This window comes from Mesorhizobium sp. P2_B11, from assembly GCF_056404855.1.
Genome location: NZ_JBFUDF010000001.1, coordinates 710,544 through 733,972 on the forward strand (window position 1 = coordinate 710,544; position 23,429 = coordinate 733,972).

Genomic DNA, 23,429 nt, shown 5'->3' on the forward strand with positions numbered 1-23,429 from the left:
TAATTCTTCACGCAACACGCGCCGGAGCGAACTTGTCGATGAAAGCGATCGAGGGTGCAAAAAGAAATGCGCCCCCGGTAGGTGTCACCCACTGGGTCGGAGCATCGAATATGGTACCATTCTCGTCGCCAACAGGCGATTGCMCAAAGAACACAGCCGATTTCGAGCCATACAAGCCGCTGTCCTCCAGAACATCTTGCCCTACGAGGAGGTCGAAGCCGCCGGCTTGAGGGGCGTCCCGGTTGTTCATCCAGCGTCGATTGAGCGTGCTGAATTGATGTTCGATGGAGCGTTGGTAAGACAGGAAGAGTAAACCGCGCTCCTTCTGGTTCTCGACTGCTTCGGGGCGTTCGCGATTGTAGAGCGGGCCGAATGGAATGCCTCTCCTCAACATTTGAAATCCGAGAGTCTGAGACGCGTCACCGAGGTCCGTTCCAAGATCTCGCGAGTTGACTTTGCGAATATGGGACCAAACCGGGCAGCGTCGCCCGCGCAGGATGTCTGGATCGGCCGGACATCCTACGACCGCGGTTCCATCTGAGAGGACGATCGAAGATACTTCCGTACCGAAGGCAAAGTAGTTGATCTCGTTGGGTCCTTCGGCCTTGCCCGGATCTTGCTCGTGCCGCATGAGCGCAGCACCCGATTGGAACCGCCCCACGAGCCGCGCGCGCAGATCCTCTGGGGAGATCGGTTGTCCTCTAGCCTCACTGAGTTTCCGCGCCATTGCAGCTGTGTCGCGTTCGAACGCCTCAACGTCCTGCAATAAGCGCCGGAAAACGAGGAACGAGCCATTCGTGAATTCGGGGGCCAACCCTGGATCGTCACCAGGGTAGTTGGGCTGGCCAGTGAGGAACTGACCTGGCCACACAAGCGGCTGGCCGGGCTTGCCGAAATCGATGCCGTTGCGGGAGGGCACCCCGTAGCGCGTGGTGATCGGCCGCTCCAGTCCGTCCTTACGAACATAGCCGCGAACACCTGCTTGAGAGACGCCGTCGCGGAAACCGAAGTGTTCGATGCTCCCAGGAAGCTGCGCCGCATTCTCACGATAGTTAGGAGCGGCGCCGAGCTGTGAGGCGACCTGTTTTATGATCGGCTCGGCCGCTTCCGCTACATCTTGATCATGAGCGAATATGAGCAAGAGGTCGACCGGCTTGGATTGTGAGCCCACCACCCAGTTGTTCCGATTTGCCGGATTTGGTGTGCCATCGGGAAGTGCCGCAGCTGTAGGATCGCCGGTTATGCTTGCCTTCATCCCCGTGTCGAACGCCTGATCTAACGCGCGCACGTTGCCTGCGCCGATCACTTCAGTGCCCCGTGGTCCAAGTGCAAGATTGAGCCAGAGGTCGCCACGTTGTGGCCGCCCCGCTCCAGCGATGAAAGCTTGCTTGCGCTCATCCCGATGATCGAGAGCTGTCGTGAGCGTCGTCAGCCGTGGCCGTAGCGCCGCGAGCGCGCCTTGCAGGGCCTCCTTATCCTCGCACGAGAATGCTACGAAGCACTGTTCGTTTCTGTTGAAACCCGGCAGAATATTTCCTTGGATATCGCCTGCGTCTAGAGAGGGTTCTGGATTGCTAGCCATCCATTGCCTCGCTGAGACGGCTCAGTCTCCGTAGAGGCCTTGGCCCAGGGGCAGTTGCCGGTCCCGCCATTGCTGCGGCGCCTCCCCCGTCGGTCAGCTCAGGGAATGCGTCCCTTGGATTCGCACCGGCGCAGCTCGTCCCTTGGGCAGGGTGCCGCAGATTGATTTGTTCTGTTGGAACCGCGGTATCAGGGCGGCAGCAGTGGAAAGTGCAGCGCTCCAAAGGGGGGGCAGGATGTCCCAGATTGGCGGTCCTTGCATACAATACCATCTGGATATGTTCAGCCACTTGGCCGCCATGAGTAAGGGCCTTTCCAAGGATTTGTACCTTTTCAAGGCCGAAGGTAGCGCCGGGTGGCGGTTCAAGCACTGCCATCAAGCCCCGCCCGCCAACACCTCGCACTATCTTAAACCAGTCGGGCAGTGGTTTGTCGTCTTCGTCAGTAATGACGCCCGGTGCGATGCGATCGAGATAAAGTGCTACCGGATTAGCGAGGGTAATCGATTGTGGCGAGGCGCCTGCCACCGCAGGTAGGGCTGTTAGGTTCACCCCAAGTCCGATGTTGGGGTCGCTGCTTCGATTCGGGTCCCCGAAATCGGATCCGCAGGCGAGGCGCCTTGCGTCTGTGACACGGTTGCCCTTGGTGTCGCTTCGCGGGATCGTTGCCCGCGCCGCGAGATCGATTTCGGCACCGAGCGTGTTTGCAACGTGCGTTAGGTGCATCACACCCTTTGAGGTGTTCCACTCGTTGTAGGGATTGTACGTTCCTTTCGGAAGTATTTCATCGCCAAAGACGATGTCTTGTTCGAGCTTCAGGTCGTCCGGTTTCACCTGTGGCGAAACGTGGTACTGGTAGAGTTCCACTACGCGACCGAAATCTTGCTGCGCCAATTCGATCCAGTATTCTGGTGCCTCGGCTGTAAATACTATGCGCTCTATCGGCCCGGCCGGAGACGACCTATAAGCGAACCATTCGCAGTATTCGTCCTGCTGCCGAAAGGGCATTGGAACTGGCTGGCCGTTGGGTGAACGATCGACGGAAGCGAGCTGGTCCGCTGCCTCCCACCGGGCTGTTGTGTTGGTTGGTTGTTGCCGCTTGATCGAGAGAGGGAAGGCGTTCCACGTCACTGGTAATTCGGCGCTTGTCGCCGGGTTGGAAACCTCAGAGAAGAACAGCGCGTTGCCGGTCGGCGCGTGCGCGATTTCAGTGTCGAAACTTTTCTTAATGCGGGCATGCCAGGCGTCTAGGAAACCTGCTCGCGTCGGGCGGCCTGCGAGATCGTCCTGGTTGGCGGGGGGGGCGTACTTGAACACGTCAGACGTTCCTCACTACACAGAAGTAGCCTCTGTTCGCAATCTTGTGCATCTCGCGAGTTTTACCTCAGAGAAAAACCACAACATACTATGCTTGACGCTGCGTAAAGTTGCAATCACGATATCGCATCGGTGCAGGTGGATCTGTTGTTTCTGATCGAATTTCTTACAATTTGCGGGAGGGTTTGATTTGGTCTTGCGATCGCAATCGCGCCGATCCAAGTCTGCCAGACATTCCACAGCGACATTGGGCGGGCCACGCCCACTGAGCTCCAGTTGCCCACTACGCCTCTGTCGCCTTGCGATTAGCGTACCCGCAGAAAACCGCCAATGCGGCGTCTTTCGGCAGGACTCGCCCCCGGGTCTAATCGCAGTTCGCTGCATTGAAGCGAAACAAGCCATCCAATCGATCGACAACAGTGCTCTGCTGCGCGGCCACTGCCTGAGGAGCCAACGGCATCGCTCAAAGGCACCGTTCGAATATTGGAAGACGCAGACTTCATCGCCGAACCGCTGTACCGGCGCATCTTAGCCTACGGGGAAAACGAAGCTCACTCCGTCGCTGGCAAAGGGCGATGTGGTGATCCTCGACAATCTTGCTGCCCACAAGAGCCCTGCCGCCGAGAGGCCATACGAGCCAAAGGTGCATGGCTACTCTTCCTGCCGCATTGCAGCCCAGACTCCAACCCGATTGAAATGACCTTCGCCAAGGTCAAGGCGCACCTGTGCATAAAGGCAATCAAGAACATCGACGCCCTGTGGCAAGCCATTGGCGATATTTATGCAGAATTACTGCGCTTCCGCAGGATATAGACTCCAACGCTCATCTCCAGAGCTTATAGTCGAGGCTATTTGCTTGCCAGCGAGATAGGTCGCATGGCTGCTGCGCGAGCAAACGCCAAGAACCCGTCAGCTAATAATAGAAAGAATAGCATGGACCCATCAGTGCTGTTTTCCAAGTGAACATATCCTTGCGGTGGGGCTGCCACCGGCGTGCATTGATACTGGGTCAGGCTCGCATATCGCGGGATCGTATGTGATCGCGTGTGCCGGTAAATATTCGGCCCTGGCAACTGACTCTGCCCTGATTCGTGCTGTCGCCAAAAGAGGCGTGGCTATCAAGAATAAGAATTTCTGGTATGAAATACTTCGGCACTGGAGGGCGCGATGGGCGAGAATATCACGCGAAAGGATACCTTGGACGGCGTAGCGGCGGATGAACAGGGCACCGGCATTTACTGGTTCGTCGATCCCAGCGGGGTTTATGAGCAGATTTTCGTGCCGTCTATCACGCAAGAGCGGTTCGACGAACTGGCCAAAGACTTCGCCAATCCCGGCAAGCAAAAGCTCGATGCCTATCGCTGGGTCCCCGATCGCTTGGCGGACGCGGGTATGCTAGCAATGCAATCTTGCAGCGGAAGTTGTCTGGGCAACGTCGACTGCATCGACAACGCGTGCCGGTGCATCAAGGGTCAATGCCGCAGGAAGTGATGGTGAAGACCGCAAATGCCCCTCCTGCACTGCCGCCACGTTGGCCGCGAGCGGGCGTCATGGACTGGTTGCTCGGGATAGGACTCGTCCTCTACATACTGGCGGGAAGTGCGTGTGCGGCCTTTCTGCTCTACAGGGCCTACACAGCGGGTTCGTTTGGGAGTGTTCAACCAGCGCCGGCGCCTGCTGCAGCCATCGGCCTCGATGACTTTGCCAAGTTGGCCATCGCCGCCCTGATCGGGGTCATCGGAACGGGCCTGACCGGCCTCGCGTCCGTCTACGGAGCAACGCGACAATCTAGCGCGGCCAGCCAAATAGCGGAGTTCAACGCCGCCATCAATCGGCACTTGGCGGACCTCAACGCGGCCACGAACATCGCGCTGACAGAGATGAAAGGCGAAATCGACAAGTCTTTGGCTCAGGTCAAGTCTGCATCAGAAGAGTCGCTCGCTCGGCTCAAGGTCGCACTTGATGCAAGCCAGATCGCATATCGCCAGCTTTTCGGAAGCGCCACGGTGTACTTTCACACGCTGCGGACAATCGCGCTTAGTGAGTGGGACGACGAGAGCTTGAAGACCGCGCAGTCGGCAATGGTCGCCGCGACACCTCATTCCCTCCATGTCGATGCGAAGATGCGTGATCTATGGTTCGACCTCTGGCAGCGTGGCCAAGATATTTCACGCGCTGCCGCCGATCATGCAGAGATCTCCGAAAGGCCGGATTTGGTCAGGCGACTGTTTGACGAGGAGGTTAAGACCCGCTCTGGCAAGCTCGATTTTCGAGAGCTCCACTTGCGAATGGAGGCGGCGGCGAGGGTCGCGATAGAGGACAGCGGCGAGCCGCTCGCATCCACCAACGATTCCGGAAGGCTGTAGCACGTCGACTAGGCGGACGTTTGACACAGCGTGGCGGAAAGAAGCAGCATAGCTGATAGAGTCGACATCACATGACGATGTCACTATATAGCGGCGGCTTCGATCGCGTACCTATAGTTGGGTGCCATGAAGCGGCAGGAAATGTGCTACTCGTTGTGATACCTATTGTGATACAAATCGGCTATCGTCATCAGGAAAAATATAGTAAAAACAATGGTATAGAGCTGCAAGCGATCCCAGCCAACGGTACCATCGGGCGTATCCTTTAAGCCATTGATTTTTATATAGAATTTCACATATCTGGCCGTGTATCTCGCATCATTCTACTCGTCTGTGTGTTACCTATTGTGATACTTATCGGATGGGTTCGGCCTCTTCGTGAATTTTATCTGCCTTGATGGCACCCATCACACGTAGCTCAAGCCTTCTGGTTTCGAAAGACCTTGCAACGATGGGTGCGATAATCGGCGGCAACGACGTGTAATTGGGCGGGTCGTGAGCGGAAGCAGACGCTCATTTCGCAACAAGCTACCGGCGCCGCATGCCAATAGCGGACGTCGAACTCCCAATGTCCGATGTAGTGAGCTGACCCCGATATTCACGTTGAGTGAATCACGAGATAGGCACCTGCCCAGCGATCAGGTCGGGCTTGACGTCAGTGGCTCCGGAAATCGCCTCGCGCGCGATTTTCTTTGCACAGCAGTGAAAAGCCCGCTGCCGTGCGAGAGGCATGGAGAGTCATGGCCTTAGTTGCACCCCGGTGACACTTCCTGGCGTGTTCGTTGGCAGCGTCACGGGTGCCGATGGGGATGTTCGTCGGGAAAGGCCTGACGATGAAAACCGGGCAGACGCATGTCCAACGTTACCTGGAGCTGCTGATGAAACTCACGGAGAGCGGCAAGATCGACCCGTCGTTTCTTATCATGCATCGCATCGGCCAAAGAAGGGCCGGAGGCCTACAAGACGTTCCGCGACAAGAAGGACGGCTGCATCAAAGTGTCATCAAGCCTTAACCAACAAGGCTCCTCCAGCATAGGCATATCAGGCGACATCTTCGTCGAGAGGCCGCGCCTCCACTCGCACCTTGATCAGGGCTTTCTGTTCAAGAGATGAACCGAATGACCTCCTCGGCGTTGAGTCGCGCGTTGCGTGATCAGCCGGGGCACTTTCATGAGCAAGGGCGAGCTTTCAACCTACCGGGCCAAGCGGGATTTTTCGCAGACAAATGAGCCCAGCGGAGAGACGTCGATCTCGAGTTCGGACCGGCTTCGGTTTGTGATCCAGAAACACGATGCCACCCGTCTGCACTACGACCTGCGCCTGGAGCTCGGAGGTGTCTTCAAATCGTGGGCCGTGACGAAAGGTCCATCACTGAATCCCCAGGACAAGCGCCTGGCGGTCGAGGTCGAAGACCATCCGCTGGACTATGGCGACTTCGAAGGCACGATCCCCAAGGGCCAGTATGGCGGCGGCACCGTGCAGCTTTGGGATCGCGGCTATTGGGAGCCGGAAGGCGCACTGTCGCCGGAACAGGCTCTGGAAAAAGGCGATCTGAAGTTCACGCTCGACGGCAAGCGCCTGCACGGTAGTTTCGTCCTGGTGCGGATGAAACATGACCGCGATGGCGGGAAGCGAATCAACTGGCTTTTGATCAAACACCGCGACAAATACGCGACAGATGGCAATGGCGACGCGGTGCTGGCGCAGGACCGATCTGTCGCCTCAGGGCGAAGCATGGATAAGATCGCCGCGGGCAAGGGCGCCGGACCCAAGCCCTTCATGCTGCAAGGCACCTCGGTGGCCGATGCAGATGCCGTGTGGGACAGCAATCGCGGTCATGCTGCCGACGAGCGTTCCGCCAAAGCTTCAAAACCGTCTCAACCTCCAAAGCGAGCCGTTCGGGCATCGGCAGTGACGATGCCCGAATTCATCGCGCCACAACTTTGCGCGACGCTCTCCCGGCCGCCGGCCAGCTCGAACTGGGTCCACGAAATCAAATTCGATGGCTATCGCGTCCAGATGCGTGTCGAAGATGGCGCTGCCACGCTGAGGACGCGGAAGGGCCTGGACTGGACGGAGAAATTCGGCGCTATCGCGAACGAGGCTGCAAGCCTTCCCAACGTCATCGTCGACGGCGAGATCGTGGCGCTTGGCGAAAACGGGGCACCCGATTTTGCCGCGATGCAAGCTGCGCTCTCGGAGCGCCGGACAAAGGATCTGATTTTCTTCGCTTTTGATCTGCTCTTCGCAAACGGCGTTGATCTGCGAAAACTGCCTCTCACTGAGCGCAAGGAGCGGCTCAGGGAGATGCTCGGCGAGGTCGACCGCGGCGACGAAAATCTCATCCGCTATGTCGAGCATTTCACCAACGGCGGCGACGCAGTGCTGCAGTCAGCCTGCCGGCTTGCGCTTGAAGGCATTATCTCGAAAAAGGCTGATGCAACCTATGTCTCGGGAAGGACCGACACCTGGGCAAAATCGAAATGCCGCGCCGGACACGAGGTGGTCATAGGTGGCTGGTCGACTACCAATGGCAAGTTCCGGTCCTTGCTGGTCGGTGTCAACCGCGGCGAGCATTTCGCCTATATCGGCCGTGTCGGGACCGGCTACAGCGAGGCGAAGGTCAAGCAGCTGCTGCCAAGGCTAAAGGAGATGAAGGCTGCGAAGTCGCCATTCACCGGCGATGGCGCACCGAAAAAAGATGCGGCCGTGTTCTGGGCCAAGCCGGAGCTGGTTGCGGAAATCGAGTTCGCCGGCTGGACCGGTGGCGGCAATGTCAGGCAGGCAGTCTTCAAGGGCCTGCGCGAAGACAAGCCAGCGAAAGAAGTTGAGGCCGAGCGCCCAGCCGATCCCCAGGAGACTCAGATTGCCGACCCCGCCAAGGTGACTGGCAAAACGGGAAAAAGCCCGGTCGTCATGGGCGTCATCATTTCCAAGCCGGACAAGCCGCTCTGGCCGACTGCGGGCGACGGCAAGGCTGTCACCAAGCTCGATCTTGCAGAATACTTCGAGGCGGTTGGCCCTTGGATAATCAAACACCTCAAAGGGCGCCCCTGTTCGCTTGTGCGAGCCCCGGATGGCTACGCGGGCGAGCAGTTCTTCCAGCGGCATGCGATGCCGGGCACATCCAATCTGCTGGAACTGGTGAAAGTCTTTGGCGACCACAAGCCATATCTGCAGATCGACCGCGTTGAGGGCCTGGCAGCGATCGCCCAAATAGGCGGCCTTGAGCTGCACCCCTGGAACTGCCAGCCTGGTCATCCTGAAGTGCCCGGCCGGCTCGTCTTCGATCTGGATCCTGGTCCGGAAGTCTCCTTTGCCGCGGTGGTCGCGGCGGCCAAGGAAATGCGCGATCGCCTCGAAGATCTGGGCCTGGTGAGTTTTTGCAAGACGACGGGCGGCAAAGGCTTGCATGTCGTCACACCTTTGGCCGGCCAGCGTAGCAAGACGACATGGCCCGAGGCCAAAGCTTTCGCCAAGGCTGTCTGCGTGCAGATGGCGGCGGAACGCCCCGATCTCTACCTCGTCAACATGGCCAAGAAGCTGCGGACGTCACGCATCTTTCTCGACTACCTCCGAAACGATCGCATGGCGACGGCCGTTGCGCCGCTGTCGCCGCGGGCAAGGGAAGGCGCGACCGTCTCCATGCCGCTGACATGGGGGCAGGTGAAGGCGGACCTCGATCCGAAGAAATACACGGTCCGAACCGTGCCCGGCCTCCTGAAAAAGACCGTCGCCTGGACCGACTATGACGATGGCGAACGGTCGATCGCCATCGCCATCAAGCGGCTGGGTTCAGCAAAGCTGGCCGCATGACATCGAAGCTTGTGAAACCGTCCTTTGGCCTTCCGTTGGACACTGAACCCATGGAGGCAAAGTCGGCGGACGCGCTGCCTGATGGCAGCAGCCAATGGCAGTACGAACCCAAATGGGACGGGTTTCGCTGCCTGGCGTTCAAAGCCGGCGACGAGGTGGAATTAAGGGCGAAATCCGGCAAGCCACTTGGCCGATACTTTCCTGAGGTAGTTGCGATGTTGCGCGACCTGAATGCGCAAGCATTTGTGGTCGATGGTGAGATCACAATCGAAGTCGACGGCTCCCTTTCGTTTGACGCACTGCAGATGCGGCTGCACCCAGCGGAAAGCAGGATTCGGAAACTGTCGGCCGAGACACCGGCCAAATTAATCCTCTTCGACATGCTGGCGAGTGTCGATGCCAGCTTGATGGATCAACCGCTGTCGGCACGACGCGCGGCGCTGGAAGCCTTAATCAGGGCAGAACCGGAAAGCGGACTTGAGCTGTCGCGCTGTACTAAGAGTTTGGCGGCTGCAATGAAGTGGCTCAGCGAATCCGGTCAGGGTTCAACGGATGGCGTTGTCGCCAAGCTTCTCAACGACGAATATCGGCCCGGCGAGCGCGCCATGGTCAAGGTCAAGCGGCTGCGCACCGCCGATTGTGTGGTCGGCGGGTTCCGCTATCTGGCCAATTCGCGCGAGGTCGGCTCCTTGCTGCTTGGCCTCTACAACGACCAAGGCAAACTCGACCACGTGGGATTTACATCGACGATCGCCCGGGAAGATCGTTCAAAGCTGACACGGGAACTCGAAGCGCTGCGATCACCTCCGGGATTTACCGGCAAAGCCCCTGGCGGCCCGAGCCGGTGGAGCACGGAGAGGAGCGGACAGTGGGAGCCCGTTCGTCCAGAACTCGTAGTGGAGGTCCGCTTCGACCACGTCACGGGCGATCGATTTCGGCATGGTACAAAACTTATGCGGTGGCGCCCTGACAAGAGCCCACAGCAGTGCACGTTCGAGCAGATGTTGAAAACATGACGGCTCTCCCGGTCGCCCCTCGAAAAACGGGTCCCTGCTCAGGGCGCCGCCGCAACCGCCTAGGACGACGCTAAGTCTCAGGCTGTTGCGCCGGCGCTGGAATGTCAGGTTCGACTGGCGCAGCATCGATGGTGCGTGGCTCGCGGTCGTGCTGATACTGTTCGGCCCATGGCAGGTCCATCAGCCACGGCTCCCGCAGCCCGGTCCAGAGTTCGTAGCCCGGGATGATATCGCTGGGAGCAAGGTCGAGAGCGCCGAGCATGATCTCCGCCTCGTCATCGCGTAGCGATGCGACACGGGATCCGCAAACAGAGCAGAAGCTCCGGCCTTCAAATGTCCTGAGCTCTCCCGCTCCTTCATAATCAGATCTCGACCAGACGCCGAAGAAATTGAAAGCGCTGCCGCTCATGCGCCGACAATCCTGGCAGTGACAGAGACCGGCGCGAAGCGGAGCGCCTTTGACCGAGAAGCGAACCGCCCCGCAAAGGCAACCACCAGTGTGTATGCCATCGCCGGTCATGTCATAGCTCGCTTTGGTGGGTCACGGTTTTCGTCGGGGTTTGGGACGGGCAGCTCATCTGGAAGAAGATCGGGATCTACCGGCGGGTCGTCAGTCGGCTCTGGTTTGGGCGGCATGACTATTCTCCCTGCTTCTCGGTTGGGCGCGGTGTCTTGCCACTTACCGGCCGTGCATCGCTGCGCCTGTTTGAGAATGGATCGGCAGATGAGCTTGCCTTCCCGTTCGGGGCACTCACCGTCTTGGCGGCAAGCGCAGCTTCGCCGGTATCCTTGTCGCCCGGATTCTTGCGTTCGATCTCGGCGCTGGCGCTTTCAGGTTCCTTGATGATCGCCTTGTTGAGGTTTTTGATGCTGGCCATTCCAACGATCTCCTTTGCTGGCCAACGACCGGCCGGGAGGAATGTTCCATGAGGCGCGGAACTCCTTGGCGTCTGGCGTGGTTATCGATCCATCAGCCAGGAGGATCACAATGCCCGACAACGAAAACCATCGCGAAACCGGAGCAACGAAATATCCGGCCCGGACCGGCCCGGACCCTTCGGACGCGTTCTCGCAGGACGCGGCTGGCAACAAGAAGCCTAAAGACGGGATTGGGCTGACGCGTCCTGTAAACGACGTTGATGACAAGACGCACCAGTCAGATGGTCAAAATCCAAGTCAGGCGTCGCCGACCAATGGAAAGGATACTCGGCCATGAATGTCGCCGATCGTCAGCAGGCCCGATGAAGGCGGTCGCGTGTCGCCGGATCCTTACATTTCGCTGTTGTCGATGATGCCGGCTTCACCATCTCGAATGACCGGCCGCGAGGCAGGTGGCTCCCTGAGCCCAACTCCTGGTCCGCCCTCCGATGTCTCGCCATCGCCCAGGAAGGCGACGCCTGCCGCTTCCAACGCCGATTGCATTGCGATCAGCTTGTCGACAGTGGGGACGCGCTTGCCGTTCTCGAAATCACGAACTGTTCCCTCACTTACATTCGACTTCGCGCCCAGCCTGACCTGTGGCCAGTCCAGCAACCCTCTCGCCGCACGGCATTGTTCGCGAGTCAGTCGGACCACAGACTCCTCCTCATCCTGTCAGGGCTAATTTTAGGGGCGTTCGGAGGGGTCTACCGTTGGTCCGGATCGTGGCGTCTTGGTCTCTTCGGCTATGACCAGCATGGCTTCGAGCGTCAATGCAATGCCCGACATCAGTGCGGAGATATCGCTGTTGCCGTCAGGCAGCGCCAACTCGGCTGCCCTTGGTGCGCATGCGGGCGCTGTGGTCGATCAGTCTCTGTCTTAAATCATCGTCCATGCTGTCCTCCGAGGGTCAGGGTTTGCGACGCGACGCCAGCTCCCGGAAGACGGCCTCGCGATCGCCCATATGCTTATGCAAAAGAGCAACAGCCTCCTCGCGATTGAGGCGGCCCACTTTGCTGATGAATTCCAGTTCGTGACGGGGCACGGAAACGCGGGTCAGGCGCCCCAGGAATGTCTTCGGCCCTCTATCTGCCGGTGCTGGGTTATCCGCCATCTGTCGTCACCCACTGAATGCTACGCATCAATAGGTGAGACTGCGTTTTGTTCCGAATGGCCGCGTTTAGAGACAAGGGTTGGCAATGCAACCTCATATGACGCCTGTACCTCCGTTGGCGCCAAAGACGCTTCCATCGGTGTAAGTGATTTCACCCGAGGCAAGGAGGACGAAAAGGGGTGCCAGTTCCGCCGGCTGGCCAGCGCGACCGATGGGGGTGTCTTGCCCGAATTCGTGCAATGTCCCCGGCAACTGTCCACCCGCAACCTGCAATGGCGTCCACACCGGCCCAGGCGCGACGGCATTGACGCGTATGCCCTGTTTGGCGACCTGCTTTGCCAGGCCTTTCGTGAAGATTGCGATACCGCCTTTCGTCGTGGCGTAGTCGAGCAATTCCTCTCCAGGGTTGAACGAATTGACAGAGGCGGTGTTGATGATAGCCGCGCCTGGCTTCATCAGCGGCAAGGCGGTCTTCGTAATCCAGAACATTGCGTAGAGATTGGTTTTCAAGGTGCGGTCAAACTGCTCAAAGCTGATGTCCGTAATGGAAGCCTTTGACTGCTGATAGGCCGCGTTGTTGACCAGAATGTCGATGCCGCCGAGTTCTCGATGGGCCGTCTCGACGAGTTCAATGCAGAACTTTTGGTCTGTCAGGTCTCCCGGGATGAGGATGGCCTTGCGGCCCTCCGCGCGGATCAGGTCCGCCACATCTTGCGCGTCCGGCTCTTCGCTGGGGAAGTAATTGATCGCAACATCGGCGCCTTCGCGCGCGAAGGCAATGACGGCGGCTCGTCCGATTCCTGAGTCTCCGCCGGTCACGAGAGCCTTGCGGCCAGCCAGCCGGTTTGAGCCTCGATAGCTTGTCTCACCGCAGTCAGGAACGGGATCCATGTCGCGCTGAAGAGCCGGCCATTGTTGACGCTGCTCCTTGAACGGCTCGCTGGTGTATTTAGTCGCGGGATTGGTCATTTGTTTTCTCCGCAATGCAGAAGGACTCAGAGGTCGACTTTTGCGTTTTCGCCGATATTCGGCTTTGCGCCGGTCACGGCAGCCAAGGCCATCTTTGCGGTCGCGACAACCAGACCGGGGCTGTCCCACAATTCGCCTTCGTCCGGCTTCACAGTTATCAGACGGATCTCGGGATCATCGGCATTGTCCCACCATGCCGCGTCGGTCTTTTCCCACAGCTCGCCAATTTTTCCCCTGTCATTGGTCACCGCAGCCGGACCAGATATGGTGACGTATCTGTAGTGGCTGCTGTCACTCCAGGCCAACGTCACCTTCGGATAGTTCGACAGCTGCCTGGTCTTCGCGCTGTCGTCATTGACGAGGAAATAGATCGCGTTTTCGTCGCGGTGCACGCGCGCAGAAAGCGGCCGAGCTCGGTTGTACTCGCCGTCCCATGTGACGAACATGCAGACATCGATCTGCTTGGCGAGCTCCCAGATACGATCCGTCGCCTCGGCGGGGGTGAGATCGGTGTCTTGCTCTCGACGCTTAGCCATCAGGTGTCCTCCAGCGATTGAATGCGTTCGCTCACAACTCGTGTCGCGTCGCGACGTTCCCACCGGAAGATCCTCTCGCAGGTGGGCCTGACGCTCTCCAAGCTCAGGTGTCCGATTTCTTCTTTGCCGCCGCCGGGTTCTGTCCCGTGGCCGCCGAACTCGTGGCGTCCTTTGAATGCGCAGCGAGAGCAGGGCCAGCACCCGTAGCCTTGCGCATGTCGCCGCTCTGTTGCTTGTCGTCAGGCCTTTTACGGCCGAGGCCGGAGAAGTATTTGCCAAAGAATCCCATTTTTACTCCCTTGCCGTATCCGCGATGCCGGTTAACTTCTGCCCTAGGATCTCGTTCCCCGGCAAAGCTGATTCCTTCGCGACCACCAACGGCCCTTTTTGTATTTGACCGGCAGGTCCCACCTCTTTGACAGCACGCGCGGGCATCCCTCCCAAGGTGCGTTTAGACGAACGACATTCCAGAAAGCAAAGCTCCGCTTGGGCGCATTGGGGCGGCCTGTTCTGGGCGTCTTGTTGGGCGCGCTCGGATGGCCATCGCTTGGGGTATCGCCGAGATGTATGGCGAACCTTCCGACGGCGGCCAAACCTTCAAAAGATAGGCCACCCTTGATAGAGCGGAACCAAGGGTTTGTGCTGGCGTTTCTACCTGTTACGGGAGCACGAATTTTGCAAAAATTGTCAATCGAGCAGCCAACCTCATCGCTTCCTGTTGAGGACCGCTATCGCGTGCTCATCGATTCTATTACCGATTATGCGGTATACCTTCTGGATGTGAACGGCATCGTAAGCAGCTGGAGCCCCGGGGCACAAAAATCCATGGGGTACAGCGCCGTCGAGATCATCGGCCAACATTTCTCGGTCTTCTACAGGCAGGGGGACAGGGCCTCAGGGTTGCCCGAGCGTGCGCTGAAAACGGCCGCGGTTGAGGGACGGTTCGAGGCCGAAGGGTGGCGCGTTCGCAAGGACGGCACGGAGTACTGGACGCACGTGGTTATCGATCCCGTGCGTGGCGCCGACGGCTCAGTGATCGGATTTGCCAAAATCACCCGCGACTTGACTGAAAGACAAAGCGCTCAACAGGCACTGAAAAGCAGCGAAGAACAGTTTCGAATTTTGGTTCAGAGCGTAGCCGATTACGCCATGTTGGATCCGAAGGGATTTGTAACCAGCTGGAACCTGGGCGCGGAGCGGATCAAAGGCTACAAGGCCGACGAGATTCTGGGCGAACATTTTTCGCGCTTCTATCTTGAGGCTGACCGAAAAGCTGGACTTCCGAAAGAGAGCCTTGCGATCGCCGCCAAGGAAGGTCGCTTCGAACGGGAAGCTTGGCGTTTGCGCAAGGACGGAACGACGTTTCTCGCCCATGTGATCATCGATGCAATCCGAAATGACAGCGGGGAACTGATTGGCTTTGCCAAAATCACCCGCGATGTGACCGAACGCAGCAAGGCTCAGAAAGAGCTGGAGCAAACCCGCGAACAACTCTTCCAAATCCAAAAGCTGGAAGCCATAGGTCAGCTCACCGGTGGGGTCGCGCACGACTTCAACAATCTTTTGATGGTGATCCAGAGCAGCCTCTCGATGATACGGAGGCGCCTATGCGCCTATCCAACGATCCGAAACTGGTGTCGCTTTTGGACAACGCTTTGCACGCTGCGGAGAGGGGCTCTTCGCTAACCCAGCGAATGTTGGCATTTGCACGTCGCCAAGAGCTTGATCAACAAACGGTCTCTGTTCCTGAACTCGTGCGTGGCATGACGGATATGCTTGAACGGGCTATCGGTCCGTCTATCCCTGTTTTGACCCAATTTCCCCTGTCGCTGCCCAACGTCGTGACTGATCCCAATCAGCTGGAGTCGGTGCTTTTGAATCTTGCGGTCAATGCGCGAGATGCGATGCCCTCTGGCGGGCCACTCGTCATTAGCGCTGAGGCGGAGGAGTTGGACGTTTTCAATCCTCACAGGCTCAAAGCAGGCCGATATGTCCGTTTCTCGGTGAAAGACGTGGGCCAAGGCATGGACGCTGAAACGTTGGCACGGGCGACTGAGCCCTTCTTTACGACTAAAGGCGTCGGCAAAGGGACGGGTTTGGGTCTCGCGATGGCGCAGGGGTTTGCAGAGCAGTCAGGAGGCCGCCTTGTCGTTCACAGTCAACTCGGCGCCGGGACGACGGTTGAGATTTGGCTTCCCGCGGCTATGGCATCTCAGCCTCAGGTCGAAAAGGCCCAGACGCCACCACCAGACACGTCAACCCGGCATGCGATATCAATCTTGGCTGTCGACGATGACCCGCTTGTCCTGATGAACACGGTCGCAATGCTGGAGGATCTGGGCCATGCGGTGTTGGAGGCAAGCTCTGGCACGCGGGCGCTTGAGATCTTGAAGGGTGAAGCGAAGCTGGACTTGCTGATCACGGATCACGCGATGCCAGGCATGACAGGGGCCGAACTCATAGAACTGGCAAGGGCTGAGCGCCCCCATCTTCCTGCGATTCTAGCCACGGGCTATGCCGAACTTCCATCCGACACACAGACAAGTGCGACCCGCTTGGCTAAGCCTTTCTTTGATGACGACCTGGAAAAGGCGATGGACATCGCCCTTCGGCGGTGAAAGCCCCTCCCTTCAATAGTGAAGGCTCCCACTGGGGCGGTCCGAGGCTGCGGTCAGCGAGCCCCCGAGACACGCGTGAGCGTCGTCGCCACGCTAGCAGCGCTCTATTAGCCCCTGAACCGAAACGTGAAACCGTGGCCGTACTTTGCGCGGCGCTCTTGGGTCTTGTTGCGGATATGCAGCTGGCAAACATTACGAGCGGATCATGTCGTGTGCTTGTGGAACCAAACCCCAGCTTAAACCGTAGTGGTGCGCAATGGGGGCGTTTAACAAATGAGTGTCACTGCGGTTTTGGTCGTTGAAGACGAGCCGCTAATTTTGCTCGATGTTGAGACTGCGTTGCAGGAAGCGGGATTCGAAGTCGTGGCCGTAAAAGACGCCGAACAGGCGTTGGCGGCCTTCGACGCGGATCCAACCAAGTTCAAGGGTCTTGTTACGGACATCCGCCTGGGTAGTGGTAAATCCGGCTGGGAAATAGCCAGGCATTTGCGCCAAGCCAACTCAACCATCCCTGTGATCTACATGAGTGGCGATAGTGCTATCCATTGGGGCGCCGAGGGCGTCCCTGAAAGCGTTATGATCACCAAGCCATTCTTCCTGCCCCAGATCATCACCGCCCTATCTACGCTGATGAATGCGCAGCCTGCCCCTAGCACCAACGATCCCGAGGACTAGGCTTGGCCAGCCAAATGGCTGCGATGAAGGCAAGTTCCAAGACTATACCCATGAATCAGAAGCCGGATTTTTTCGCCGTATCCTGACGAGCTTGGTCCGCCACCTTCCCATTGAAGCTCAGCTCTAGCCGACACCGCCAGATTGCAGCGCGGATCGTCTGAATGGATGGCATGCGGCCATCGGCCGTTCCGACTAGCGTTCAGTTGTGAATCCAGACTTTGCGCGGCGCGCCTTTTCGGGGATCAGCTTCCATCCATTGGCGTGGAGGCCGCGGATGAATTCCTCCAGATAAGGAAGCACCTCAAACAAACCCACCAGGATCATGATTGTGGCAATGTAGGCCACCGGCAGGGGCTCGGGCTTCCAAGCCAACTCGAACCGTGCGGGTTCGTCTCCAAATCCGAACAGCGCCTTGAACTGCCCCCAGTGAAGCGAGACCACATTGACAATCCCCATCAGCGGAATCATCTCCAGGAAACTGTGCACGTGCTGCTCGATGGGCGACACGGTTCGAGCCGTGGTGGCGTAGCTGACGTCCCACATCGCCGTTGCCTCGTGCAGCGTAAATGCCACCAGCATCGTTGCAATGATCAACGCGTTGATTTCCAGAAACATCGCCGCCAGCAGAGGTATGCCCACCTCTACAAACATCAGCAGATGAATGACGGATTCCTTCGCGCCGGTGGTCGATTCGATGTGCGAAGCGCGGTGGCAGAGCCAATCGGCGAATCCCGCGATAAGCCATAGCGGCAGTATGAAATACATCAGGATCAGCACGGTCGGATCAGACAACATCTCTGAATCTCCAAGTCGGTGGAACCTCTTTTGAACGACCTCCGTTGTGAACTAACTCAAAGAAGAGTGAAGACCATGCCACGAGTCGAAAAATCCAAACATACGGACAAGCAGGAGCGCAAGGCCGACCACATCGCAGACGGATATGAGAAGCGCGGCGTATCGGAATAAGAAGCCGAACGACGCGCTTGGGCGACCGCCAACAAAGATGATGGAGGCGGCGAAAAGGAGGGTGGACCGGGGCGTGGCAAAACATGCGGGCCACCCCGCTACTCTTTTGACGTTGCCGGGCTGACGCTCTCGGGCAGTCAACTCGGAAGCGACTGGTCGGAGGAAAATGGACTGTGGCTGCGCAAGGGTTGGTTCACGGACCTCGGAGAGTATTGCCTCCATATCTGCGTCGACATGCAGCGTCTGTTCAGTCCTGCTGGACCCTGGCCGGTGCCATGGGCCGAGAAAGTGATGCCGGCCATTGAAGAGTTGGCGGCCAGACATTCGGCGCGAACGCTGTTCACCCGCTTCATTCCGGCCGATCGTCCTGGCGCCGGCCCCGGAATGTGGGCGAGCTACTATCGCCGGTGGGCGGAAGTTACCCTTTCCCGTATCGATCCAGGTCTGATCGATCTCATGCCTGAACTTGCACGTTTCGTGCCGCCAGCGACCGTTGTCGACAAGCATGTCTACTCGCCATGGACAGAGGGGCGCCTCGACGCACTGCTCCACGGTTCAGGCACAAACACGCTGGTTATCACAGGCGGTGAGACCGACGTCTGCGTCCTCGCAACCGTACTAGGTGCCGTCGACCGTGGCTTTCGCGTGGTTCTCGTTGCCGATGCGATCTGCAGTTCGGCCGATCAGACGCACGATGCGCTGATGGAAGTCTATCGTTCTCGGTTCAGTGAACAGGTCGAGGCCGTGACGATGCATGAGGTCGTGGATGCCTGGTGCTAAGCGCCGGCTTGAACAGAGTCGTGACAAGGATGAAACAGTGGGTCATCGCTGCAAGAACCCGCGGGGACGTTGGGCGCTGGACGGCGATCGCGTGAGAAACAATCACAGTGCTGAGATACTCATCGATCAGCCCGATCGCATCACGCCCGGCTCCTCGACGGGCGGCTCGCTGATCCCATCTCGAGCGGCGTTGGGATCATCGGGCAATACATCAGAAAAATTGACGGTGGCGACCAAATACCCGGCTTCATCATAGACTCTGGTAACCGATCCTGATTGCTCGGCACCAGACCCGTCCGCAACCATTGCTGCGCGTGCCTTTTCGATCGCTCTCGGACTGGCCATCTCCGGGCTGTCCAGCTCTTCCTCGAAAGCGGTAGTCTGGCCAGATGTTGTAGTCTCAAAGCGGAATTTCGGCATGGGAAACCTCCTTTTCCTATGCAATGTCCGCGTCGGGCTTGCGTTCCAAGGGAAACAGAATTGGTGCGAAAGCAATTAAGACCGCCGCGATTGCAAAAGCCTTGTCGCCACAGCGGTCAGCAAACCCGTGATCACGATCCACGCCTGGACCTCGTGTTCGGTAGTTGCCCCGGGATTCGACACCTGTTGCGGCGGAGCCTTCCCTGCCTTCACTATTGGCTGAAGGTCCGATCGACTGCCGAGACGCACCGAATAGGCCCGCGTCAACTCGGCGCCGAGCAAGAAGATCTCCGACGAATAGTAGACCCAAAGCAGCACGATCAGCAGCGCGCCCGCCGCACCGTAGGATGATGCGATCGCGCTGGTTCCGATGTACCAGCCAATGAGCGACTTGCCGATGGTGAAGAGCAAGGCGGTCACTACCGCGCCAATTCCGACATCGCGCCACTCGAGGGACCGGTCCGGGAGGATTTTGAAGATTGCGGCAAAGAGAGCGGAAATCAGCACGAACGATACGATGCCGTTTATCGATGCGAGGATGAACGTGCCGAACGGCAGATGGTCATTGATAACAGCGCCAAGCGCGGAAATGGCAGTGCTTGCCGCCAACGAGACAAGCAGCAGAAATCCCAACGCGGCCACAAGGCCCAGGCTCGCTGCTCGCGCCCGCACCAACCGAGAGAGGGACATTGCTGGAGGCTCAATCTTCCAGATCGTGTTGAGCGAAAGCTGCATTTCGCCAAACACTCCTGAAGCTGTAACGAAGAGCGTGGCGATGCCCACCAGTGTGGCAAGTGTGCCGGCTGTCCTTTGAGACGCGCTTTCAACGGTGGTGCGCAGAAGGTCACCGGTTTGCGTGCCCATCACGCCTGCAATTTCGGCTGACAAGGCCAATTGCGCTGCTTCATGCCCGAAGACAAGTCCGGCAATCGCAACAACGATCAACAAGATGGGGGCTAGGGACGTAACGGCATAGAATGCCATGGCCGCACCGTGGCTGAGGGCATTGTCGTTGATGAAGCCGAGGATGCTCTCCTTGCCAAGAAGCCAGGCTTCGCGTGCCACTCGCATTGTGAACCCTTTTTGCCTGAATGAGGAACCTAGTGCTGTGGAAGAGAAAAGCGCGCCCGCACCTTGGCAATGTTGCTGCGCGATTGAGCCTCAGCCGCGACGCGCCGCCTCGATCACTGCGACATCGATTTTCTTCATGTCCATCATCGCGTCAAACGCGCGCCTGGCTTCGTCGCCGCCGGCCGCCATCGCCTCGGTCAGTGTGCGCGGCGTGATTTGCCAAGACACGCCCCACTTGTCCTTGCACCAACCACAGGCGCTTTCCTGGCCGCCATTCCCGACAATTGCATTCCAGTAGCGGTCCGTCTCGTCCTGATCGTCGGTGGCGATCTGGAATGAGAAAGCTTCGCTCTGTTTGAAAGCTGGGCCTCCGTTGAGACCGATACATTCAACGCCAGCGACGCTAAATTCGACCGTCAACACGTCGCCCTTCTTTCCGGACGGAAAGTCACTCGGCGCACGATGGACGGCACCGACTGCGCTATCGGGAAAGGTCTCTGCGTAGAACCGAGCCGCAGCCTCGGCGTCCTTGTCGTACCACAGGCAAATCGTATTTTTTGGCATCGCTTGCTCCTTCCGATCTGAACCCAATTGCAGACGAGCGCCTCCATCACGGCAATCTAGGATTTGATACATGTGGCGAGCGACGGGCTTGTCCATGGGCGAGACGAAGTCAGAGGTAGCTGAGGCGGCTGGCGCCTCCGGTGTGGGTGCCGATCGGGCCGCAGGATATATTCGTTTGCGGCAGGAACTGGTCGCTGTTCCCAGAGTTCACTTTACAACAACAGGAGTGAAAAGCCGTGAACACGCCAATCAACAACGACCAACAGGATTCTCCAGCAGAGCTTGGATGGTTGCACACACCCGAAGCCGAGGTGGCCGGCAGCAAGGAAGCCCTCGGCAAGTTGAAGTCGAGCGCGGCCGAAACGGCAGGGCATCTCAAAACCGCCGCCGCCTCCGTGTCGACTGACGCGAAAAATTATGCCGGCTCAGTGGCATCGGATGCTGCTGGAGCATTCAAGGAAGCGGTAGAGACGAACAAGACCGCTGGCGCCGACGCGATCGCCAATATCGCCCATTCCGTCAAAGAAGCAGCCGACGGCATCGAGAAGCAATCCCCACAGGTTGCTGGCATGGTTCGCAGCGCAGCCGAAGGCGTCGAACGGATTTCTTCCGATATCAGGGATCGCAACGTGGGCGAATTGCTCGACTCGGTGACCAAATTCGCGCAGCGCCAACCGGCCGCCTTTTTCGGCGTCGGCATCCTGGCCGGCGTGGTCCTCACCCGCATCATGCGAAGCTCAGATCGGTCCTGAGAAGACGAGCACTCCAAATGGATGATGGTTTCGATCGCCGGCCCTTGGGGAGCGTGTTAAGCGAAGGGCTGAGCCATTTCGCTTCGCTGATGCGCCTCGATCTTCGCCTTCTGCAGGCGGAGATGAAGGTCAAGACGTTGACGATTGTGTCGTCAGGCGCGTGCGGCATCGCCGCATTAGCGCTCTTTGTTCTGGCAGCGTTCGCGATGGTCCAGTTCCTGATCCTCGCGATGATCCACTTCGAAGTCAGTCCGATGATCGCTTGTCTTATCGTTGCCGTCTTGCTGGGGGTGGGTGGAGTGCTGTTGCTCTACCTTGCCAAGCGAGCGCTTGTGGGATGGACCATCACACCGGTCGAGACCGTCAATCAGGTGCGCACCGATATCGCAGCACTCAAACAGGGGATGCGTTTTGGCTCAACCCAGTGAAGAGATGCGTGAGATCATGCTGCAAAGCCGAGCAGAACGGCAGGCCTTGTTTGAGCCTGTCAGCGAAATAAGCCGGCGGCTGCAGCCCCGAAATCTGGTCGATGCGTCGACCCGATACGCGAAGCGGAAGGTTGCGAAGGTGTTTGGCGGTGTGTCCGACGCGGTGAAGGATAATGGCGGCGCCGCCGCGGCGGTCGCGTTGGGCGCAATCGCGGTGTTTGACGCGGGCAGGCGAAGTGTTTATGGCCCAGCCGGTGCCGATCATGACGCTGTCGACCAAGCTGCCGGCGCAGCTCATTCGGACGCGGCGTCAATTCGCTACGAAGCTAATACGCGCAAGGCGATCACAAACTCAACGCGTGCGAAGGTGCTTGCTGGATCTGCAGGAGCCCTGTTGCTTGGCCACATTGTAGGCAAGGCGTTTGAGCCCACAGCAAAAGAGCGCGCGCTGTTCGGCAAGGCTGGAGCTGAAGTTCAGGATACCGCGGACAGGTTTATCGCTGAACATGCGCGCGGTGCGAAATTGGCTGCCGCACAGGCCTTCGGGTTTGCCAGATACGCCGCTGCATTCCTATCCGTATTGACGGCAGCCAGCGACTACCTCGCCCGCGCGGATGACGACCACGATCAGCCAAATCGCTGATCCGCAGTTGCGAGAGCCTGGCCGTTTCTGAACAATTGAAGGAATTCTCATGCAGATTGTTGGAATCAACATTGGACCTGCGGCCGCGCCCTCTGGCCTGCCTCTTGTTCGAGTGGTGTTTGAAGGTGAGGGCGGGGAATCTGTCGCCGTCGAAATGGCCCGAGGCGAAGACGCCGACGGCGCGCTCAGCGCCATCGAACGTGCAAAGGCCCTGCTTGTCCAGACCGCAACGTTCGAGATGCCAGTCGACGGTAACGACGTGTCGGGTAGTTCTGAGGAACGCAGCGATGTCCACGCCACGGACAGCAATATTTACACGTTCGAATATCGCGATGGGGACCAGGCTCGCCAGGTTCCCCCCGCCGAAATGCCAAGTTTTGAGGCCGCTCGTGCCGAAGCGATCCGTTGCGCAATCGATATGCTGGTCGATCTGCAGCCCGGCGCTGACGATCTGACCGGATGGCTGGTACGCGTGCGCGACCAGGCCGGGAACGAGCTTTGCTCGATCGACGTTGTCGAGGCTGAAGCCGCCCGGCAGGCCAATGACCATACGCCGCTTTGACGCAAACTGGCAGTTGCGGCCGGACTGAGCGCTGGCCATGCGTGGGATCAGTCATCTGGTGATCGCGCAACGGCGGCGATTGTCCGGCTCTGCGGTGGCCCGTTGGCCGACAACCTTTGGCGCATATTCCTCAATCCGACATGAGCCCTCTGCGGTTAGATCCGCCACGCAACCCGCGCCGGGGTAAATCTTCGCTCTGCTTCAAAACCAGGTTTGATCTCCTTGATTGGGTCGGCTCTGGCGTAGCGTCCTATGGAACGAAATTCCAAATTTGGCGTTTCGGGGTTGCGGGGGGATGTACCATTCGGCCCGCAGGGG

At 58.6% G+C, this 23,429-nt stretch carries 25 protein-coding genes and 1 pseudogene; 14 read left to right on the plus strand and 12 right to left on the minus strand.

The genetic code is table 11. The features are described from left to right. Nucleotides 1-7: 7 nt before the first annotated feature. Nucleotides 8-1,582, minus strand: coding sequence for a Dyp-type peroxidase (locus AC1DYJ_RS03195; protein WP_477425943.1), 1,575 nt, complete (start codon nucleotides 1,580-1,582; stop codon nucleotides 8-10). Then, nucleotides 1,575-2,897 carry a hypothetical protein gene (locus tag AC1DYJ_RS03200; protein ID WP_477279936.1) on the minus strand — a complete coding sequence of 441 codons (1,323 nt, stop codon included), beginning with the start codon at nucleotides 2,895-2,897 and terminating at the stop codon, nucleotides 1,575-1,577. The genes AC1DYJ_RS03195 and AC1DYJ_RS03200 overlap by 8 nt, the downstream gene beginning before the upstream one ends. Before the next feature lie 483 nt (nucleotides 2,898-3,380). Between AC1DYJ_RS03200 and AC1DYJ_RS03205 the strand changes: the two genes are divergently transcribed. The 6 genes from AC1DYJ_RS03205 to AC1DYJ_RS03230 all read left to right on the plus strand — a co-directional run bounded on the left by AC1DYJ_RS03205 (nucleotide 3,381) and on the right by AC1DYJ_RS03230 (nucleotide 10,095). After that, nucleotides 3,381-3,710, plus strand: coding sequence for a hypothetical protein (locus AC1DYJ_RS03205; RefSeq protein ID WP_477279938.1), 330 nt, complete (start codon nucleotides 3,381-3,383; stop codon nucleotides 3,708-3,710). Nucleotides 3,711-4,064: 354 nt separating this feature from the next. Beyond that, nucleotides 4,065-4,388: a hypothetical protein gene (locus tag AC1DYJ_RS03210; RefSeq protein ID WP_477279940.1), complete on the plus strand. Its 324-nt coding sequence runs from the start codon at nucleotides 4,065-4,067 to the stop codon at nucleotides 4,386-4,388. Between the two features lie 59 nt (nucleotides 4,389-4,447). Then, nucleotides 4,448-5,263: a hypothetical protein gene (locus AC1DYJ_RS03215; RefSeq protein WP_477279942.1), complete on the plus strand. Its 816-nt coding sequence runs from the start codon at nucleotides 4,448-4,450 to the stop codon at nucleotides 5,261-5,263. An 803-nt stretch (nucleotides 5,264-6,066) separates the two neighbouring features. Then, nucleotides 6,067-6,276 carry a hypothetical protein gene (locus AC1DYJ_RS03220; protein WP_477425945.1) on the plus strand — a complete coding sequence of 70 codons (210 nt, stop codon included), beginning with the start codon at nucleotides 6,067-6,069 and terminating at the stop codon, nucleotides 6,274-6,276. 157 nt (nucleotides 6,277-6,433) lie between these two features. Further along, nucleotides 6,434-9,079 (plus strand): DNA ligase D, encoded by a 2,646-nt coding sequence (gene ligD / locus AC1DYJ_RS03225; RefSeq protein WP_477279946.1) that lies wholly within the window; start codon nucleotides 6,434-6,436, stop codon nucleotides 9,077-9,079. Next, the gene (locus AC1DYJ_RS03230; RefSeq protein ID WP_477279948.1) at nucleotides 9,076-10,095 is read left to right on the plus strand and encodes an ATP-dependent DNA ligase; all 1,020 of its coding nucleotides are present in this window, start codon (nucleotides 9,076-9,078) and stop codon (nucleotides 10,093-10,095) included. Before ligD ends, AC1DYJ_RS03230 begins: the two co-directional genes overlap by 4 nt. A gap of 70 nt (nucleotides 10,096-10,165) precedes the next feature. On the opposite strand, the gene AC1DYJ_RS03235 is transcribed toward AC1DYJ_RS03230, so the two are convergent. Together AC1DYJ_RS03235 and AC1DYJ_RS03240 are read right to left on the minus strand one after the other, a co-directional pair. Then, nucleotides 10,166-10,615, minus strand: a complete 450-nt coding sequence (locus tag AC1DYJ_RS03235; protein ID WP_477279950.1) for a GFA family protein — start codon at nucleotides 10,613-10,615, stop codon at nucleotides 10,166-10,168. Nucleotides 10,616-10,733: 118 nt separating this feature from the next. Then, on the minus strand, nucleotides 10,734-10,973 hold the full coding sequence (locus tag AC1DYJ_RS03240; protein WP_477279952.1) for a hypothetical protein: 240 nt from the start codon (nucleotides 10,971-10,973) through the stop codon (nucleotides 10,734-10,736). A 110-nt stretch (nucleotides 10,974-11,083) separates the two neighbouring features. Between AC1DYJ_RS03240 and AC1DYJ_RS03245 the strand changes: the two genes are divergently transcribed. After that, nucleotides 11,084-11,311 carry a hypothetical protein gene (locus tag AC1DYJ_RS03245; RefSeq protein ID WP_477279954.1) on the plus strand — a complete coding sequence of 76 codons (228 nt, stop codon included), beginning with the start codon at nucleotides 11,084-11,086 and terminating at the stop codon, nucleotides 11,309-11,311. A 53-nt stretch (nucleotides 11,312-11,364) separates the two neighbouring features. Here the strand turns inward: AC1DYJ_RS03245 and AC1DYJ_RS03250 are convergent, their stop codons facing one another. The 4 genes from AC1DYJ_RS03250 to AC1DYJ_RS03265 form a co-directional block, all read right to left on the minus strand. Beyond that, nucleotides 11,365-11,670 (minus strand): helix-turn-helix domain-containing protein, encoded by a 306-nt coding sequence (locus AC1DYJ_RS03250; protein ID WP_477279956.1) that lies wholly within the window; start codon nucleotides 11,668-11,670, stop codon nucleotides 11,365-11,367. Nucleotides 11,671-11,923: 253 nt separating this feature from the next. Then, nucleotides 11,924-12,127 (minus strand): hypothetical protein, encoded by a 204-nt coding sequence (locus AC1DYJ_RS03255; RefSeq protein ID WP_477279958.1) that lies wholly within the window; start codon nucleotides 12,125-12,127, stop codon nucleotides 11,924-11,926. 93 nt (nucleotides 12,128-12,220) lie between these two features. Beyond that, nucleotides 12,221-13,096, minus strand: coding sequence for an SDR family oxidoreductase (locus AC1DYJ_RS03260; protein ID WP_477279960.1), 876 nt, complete (start codon nucleotides 13,094-13,096; stop codon nucleotides 12,221-12,223). 26 nt (nucleotides 13,097-13,122) lie between these two features. After that, a complete protein-coding gene (locus AC1DYJ_RS03265) occupies nucleotides 13,123-13,632 on the minus strand; it encodes a pyridoxamine 5'-phosphate oxidase family protein (RefSeq protein ID WP_477279962.1) in 510 nt (169 codons plus the stop codon). Between the two features lie 675 nt (nucleotides 13,633-14,307). Here AC1DYJ_RS03265 and AC1DYJ_RS03270 point away from each other — a divergent pair. Further along, nucleotides 14,308-16,250: pseudogene (locus AC1DYJ_RS03270) on the plus strand (hybrid sensor histidine kinase/response regulator). A gap of 273 nt (nucleotides 16,251-16,523) precedes the next feature. Next, nucleotides 16,524-16,925, plus strand: coding sequence for a response regulator (locus tag AC1DYJ_RS03275; RefSeq protein WP_477279964.1), 402 nt, complete (start codon nucleotides 16,524-16,526; stop codon nucleotides 16,923-16,925). 192 nt (nucleotides 16,926-17,117) lie between these two features. Here AC1DYJ_RS03275 and AC1DYJ_RS03280 read toward each other — a convergent pair whose 3' ends face one another. Further along, on the minus strand, nucleotides 17,118-17,720 hold the full coding sequence (locus AC1DYJ_RS03280) for a diguanylate cyclase (RefSeq protein ID WP_477279966.1): 603 nt from the start codon (nucleotides 17,718-17,720) through the stop codon (nucleotides 17,118-17,120). A gap of 405 nt (nucleotides 17,721-18,125) precedes the next feature. Between AC1DYJ_RS03280 and AC1DYJ_RS03285 the strand changes: the two genes are divergently transcribed. Next, entirely contained in the window at nucleotides 18,126-18,671 is a 546-nt protein-coding gene (locus AC1DYJ_RS03285; protein WP_477279968.1) for a cysteine hydrolase family protein, read from the plus strand. 126 nt (nucleotides 18,672-18,797) lie between these two features. Here the strand turns inward: AC1DYJ_RS03285 and AC1DYJ_RS03290 are convergent, their stop codons facing one another. From AC1DYJ_RS03290 to AC1DYJ_RS03300, 3 genes are all read right to left on the minus strand, one after another. Beyond that, entirely contained in the window at nucleotides 18,798-19,091 is a 294-nt protein-coding gene (locus tag AC1DYJ_RS03290) for a hypothetical protein (RefSeq protein ID WP_477279970.1), read from the minus strand. A 75-nt stretch (nucleotides 19,092-19,166) separates the two neighbouring features. Next, nucleotides 19,167-20,162: a YihY/virulence factor BrkB family protein gene (locus tag AC1DYJ_RS03295; protein WP_477279972.1), complete on the minus strand. Its 996-nt coding sequence runs from the start codon at nucleotides 20,160-20,162 to the stop codon at nucleotides 19,167-19,169. Between the two features lie 90 nt (nucleotides 20,163-20,252). Continuing rightward, a complete protein-coding gene (locus AC1DYJ_RS03300; protein ID WP_477279974.1) occupies nucleotides 20,253-20,726 on the minus strand; it encodes a VOC family protein in 474 nt (157 codons plus the stop codon). A 236-nt stretch (nucleotides 20,727-20,962) separates the two neighbouring features. Here AC1DYJ_RS03300 and AC1DYJ_RS03305 point away from each other — a divergent pair, with 236 nt between their 5' ends. Genes AC1DYJ_RS03305 through AC1DYJ_RS03320 form a run of 4 tightly spaced genes read left to right on the plus strand, consistent with a single transcriptional unit; the run spans nucleotide 20,963 to nucleotide 23,111 of the window. After that, complete coding sequence (locus AC1DYJ_RS03305; protein WP_477279977.1) at nucleotides 20,963-21,478, plus strand: hypothetical protein; 516 nt, start codon at nucleotides 20,963-20,965, stop codon at nucleotides 21,476-21,478. Nucleotides 21,479-21,495: 17 nt separating this feature from the next. Continuing rightward, nucleotides 21,496-21,906, plus strand: coding sequence for a phage holin family protein (locus AC1DYJ_RS03310; RefSeq protein ID WP_477279979.1), 411 nt, complete (start codon nucleotides 21,496-21,498; stop codon nucleotides 21,904-21,906). A gap of 4 nt (nucleotides 21,907-21,910) precedes the next feature. Beyond that, nucleotides 21,911-22,549: a hypothetical protein gene (locus tag AC1DYJ_RS03315; RefSeq protein ID WP_477279981.1), complete on the plus strand. Its 639-nt coding sequence runs from the start codon at nucleotides 21,911-21,913 to the stop codon at nucleotides 22,547-22,549. Between the two features lie 49 nt (nucleotides 22,550-22,598). Then, nucleotides 22,599-23,111, plus strand: a complete 513-nt coding sequence (locus AC1DYJ_RS03320; protein ID WP_477279983.1) for a DUF6894 family protein — start codon at nucleotides 22,599-22,601, stop codon at nucleotides 23,109-23,111. Nucleotides 23,112-23,429 lie beyond the last annotated feature (318 nt).

Coding starts and splice junctions, on each gene's coding strand:
- AC1DYJ_RS03210 (WP_477279940.1), top strand. CDS start 4,065: ATGGGCGAGAATATCACGCGAAAGGATACCTTGGACGGCGTAGCGGCG.
- AC1DYJ_RS03310 (WP_477279979.1), top strand. CDS start 21,496: ATGGATGATGGTTTCGATCGCCGGCCCTTGGGGAGCGTGTTAAGCGAA.
- AC1DYJ_RS03280 (WP_477279966.1), bottom strand. CDS start 17,720: ATGTTGTCTGATCCGACCGTGCTGATCCTGATGTATTTCATACTGCCG.
- AC1DYJ_RS03215 (WP_477279942.1), top strand. CDS start 4,448: ATGGACTGGTTGCTCGGGATAGGACTCGTCCTCTACATACTGGCGGGA.
- AC1DYJ_RS03255 (WP_477279958.1), bottom strand. CDS start 12,127: ATGGCGGATAACCCAGCACCGGCAGATAGAGGGCCGAAGACATTCCTG.
- AC1DYJ_RS03245 (WP_477279954.1), top strand. CDS start 11,084: ATGCCCGACAACGAAAACCATCGCGAAACCGGAGCAACGAAATATCCG.
- AC1DYJ_RS03220 (WP_477425945.1), top strand. CDS start 6,067: ATGGGGATGTTCGTCGGGAAAGGCCTGACGATGAAAACCGGGCAGACG.
- AC1DYJ_RS03230 (WP_477279948.1), top strand. CDS start 9,076: ATGACATCGAAGCTTGTGAAACCGTCCTTTGGCCTTCCGTTGGACACT.
- AC1DYJ_RS03260 (WP_477279960.1), bottom strand. CDS start 13,096: ATGACCAATCCCGCGACTAAATACACCAGCGAGCCGTTCAAGGAGCAG.
- AC1DYJ_RS03300 (WP_477279974.1), bottom strand. CDS start 20,726: ATGCCAAAAAATACGATTTGCCTGTGGTACGACAAGGACGCCGAGGCT.
- AC1DYJ_RS03285 (WP_477279968.1), top strand. CDS start 18,126: ATGCAGCGTCTGTTCAGTCCTGCTGGACCCTGGCCGGTGCCATGGGCC.
- AC1DYJ_RS03235 (WP_477279950.1), bottom strand. CDS start 10,615: ATGACCGGCGATGGCATACACACTGGTGGTTGCCTTTGCGGGGCGGTT.
- AC1DYJ_RS03290 (WP_477279970.1), bottom strand. CDS start 19,091: ATGCCGAAATTCCGCTTTGAGACTACAACATCTGGCCAGACTACCGCT.
- AC1DYJ_RS03295 (WP_477279972.1), bottom strand. CDS start 20,162: ATGCGAGTGGCACGCGAAGCCTGGCTTCTTGGCAAGGAGAGCATCCTC.
- AC1DYJ_RS03240 (WP_477279952.1), bottom strand. CDS start 10,973: ATGGCCAGCATCAAAAACCTCAACAAGGCGATCATCAAGGAACCTGAA.
- AC1DYJ_RS03315 (WP_477279981.1), top strand. CDS start 21,911: ATGCGTGAGATCATGCTGCAAAGCCGAGCAGAACGGCAGGCCTTGTTT.
- AC1DYJ_RS03275 (WP_477279964.1), top strand. CDS start 16,524: ATGAGTGTCACTGCGGTTTTGGTCGTTGAAGACGAGCCGCTAATTTTG.
- ligD (WP_477279946.1), top strand. CDS start 6,434: ATGAGCAAGGGCGAGCTTTCAACCTACCGGGCCAAGCGGGATTTTTCG.
- AC1DYJ_RS03320 (WP_477279983.1), top strand. CDS start 22,599: ATGCAGATTGTTGGAATCAACATTGGACCTGCGGCCGCGCCCTCTGGC.
- AC1DYJ_RS03265 (WP_477279962.1), bottom strand. CDS start 13,632: ATGGCTAAGCGTCGAGAGCAAGACACCGATCTCACCCCCGCCGAGGCG.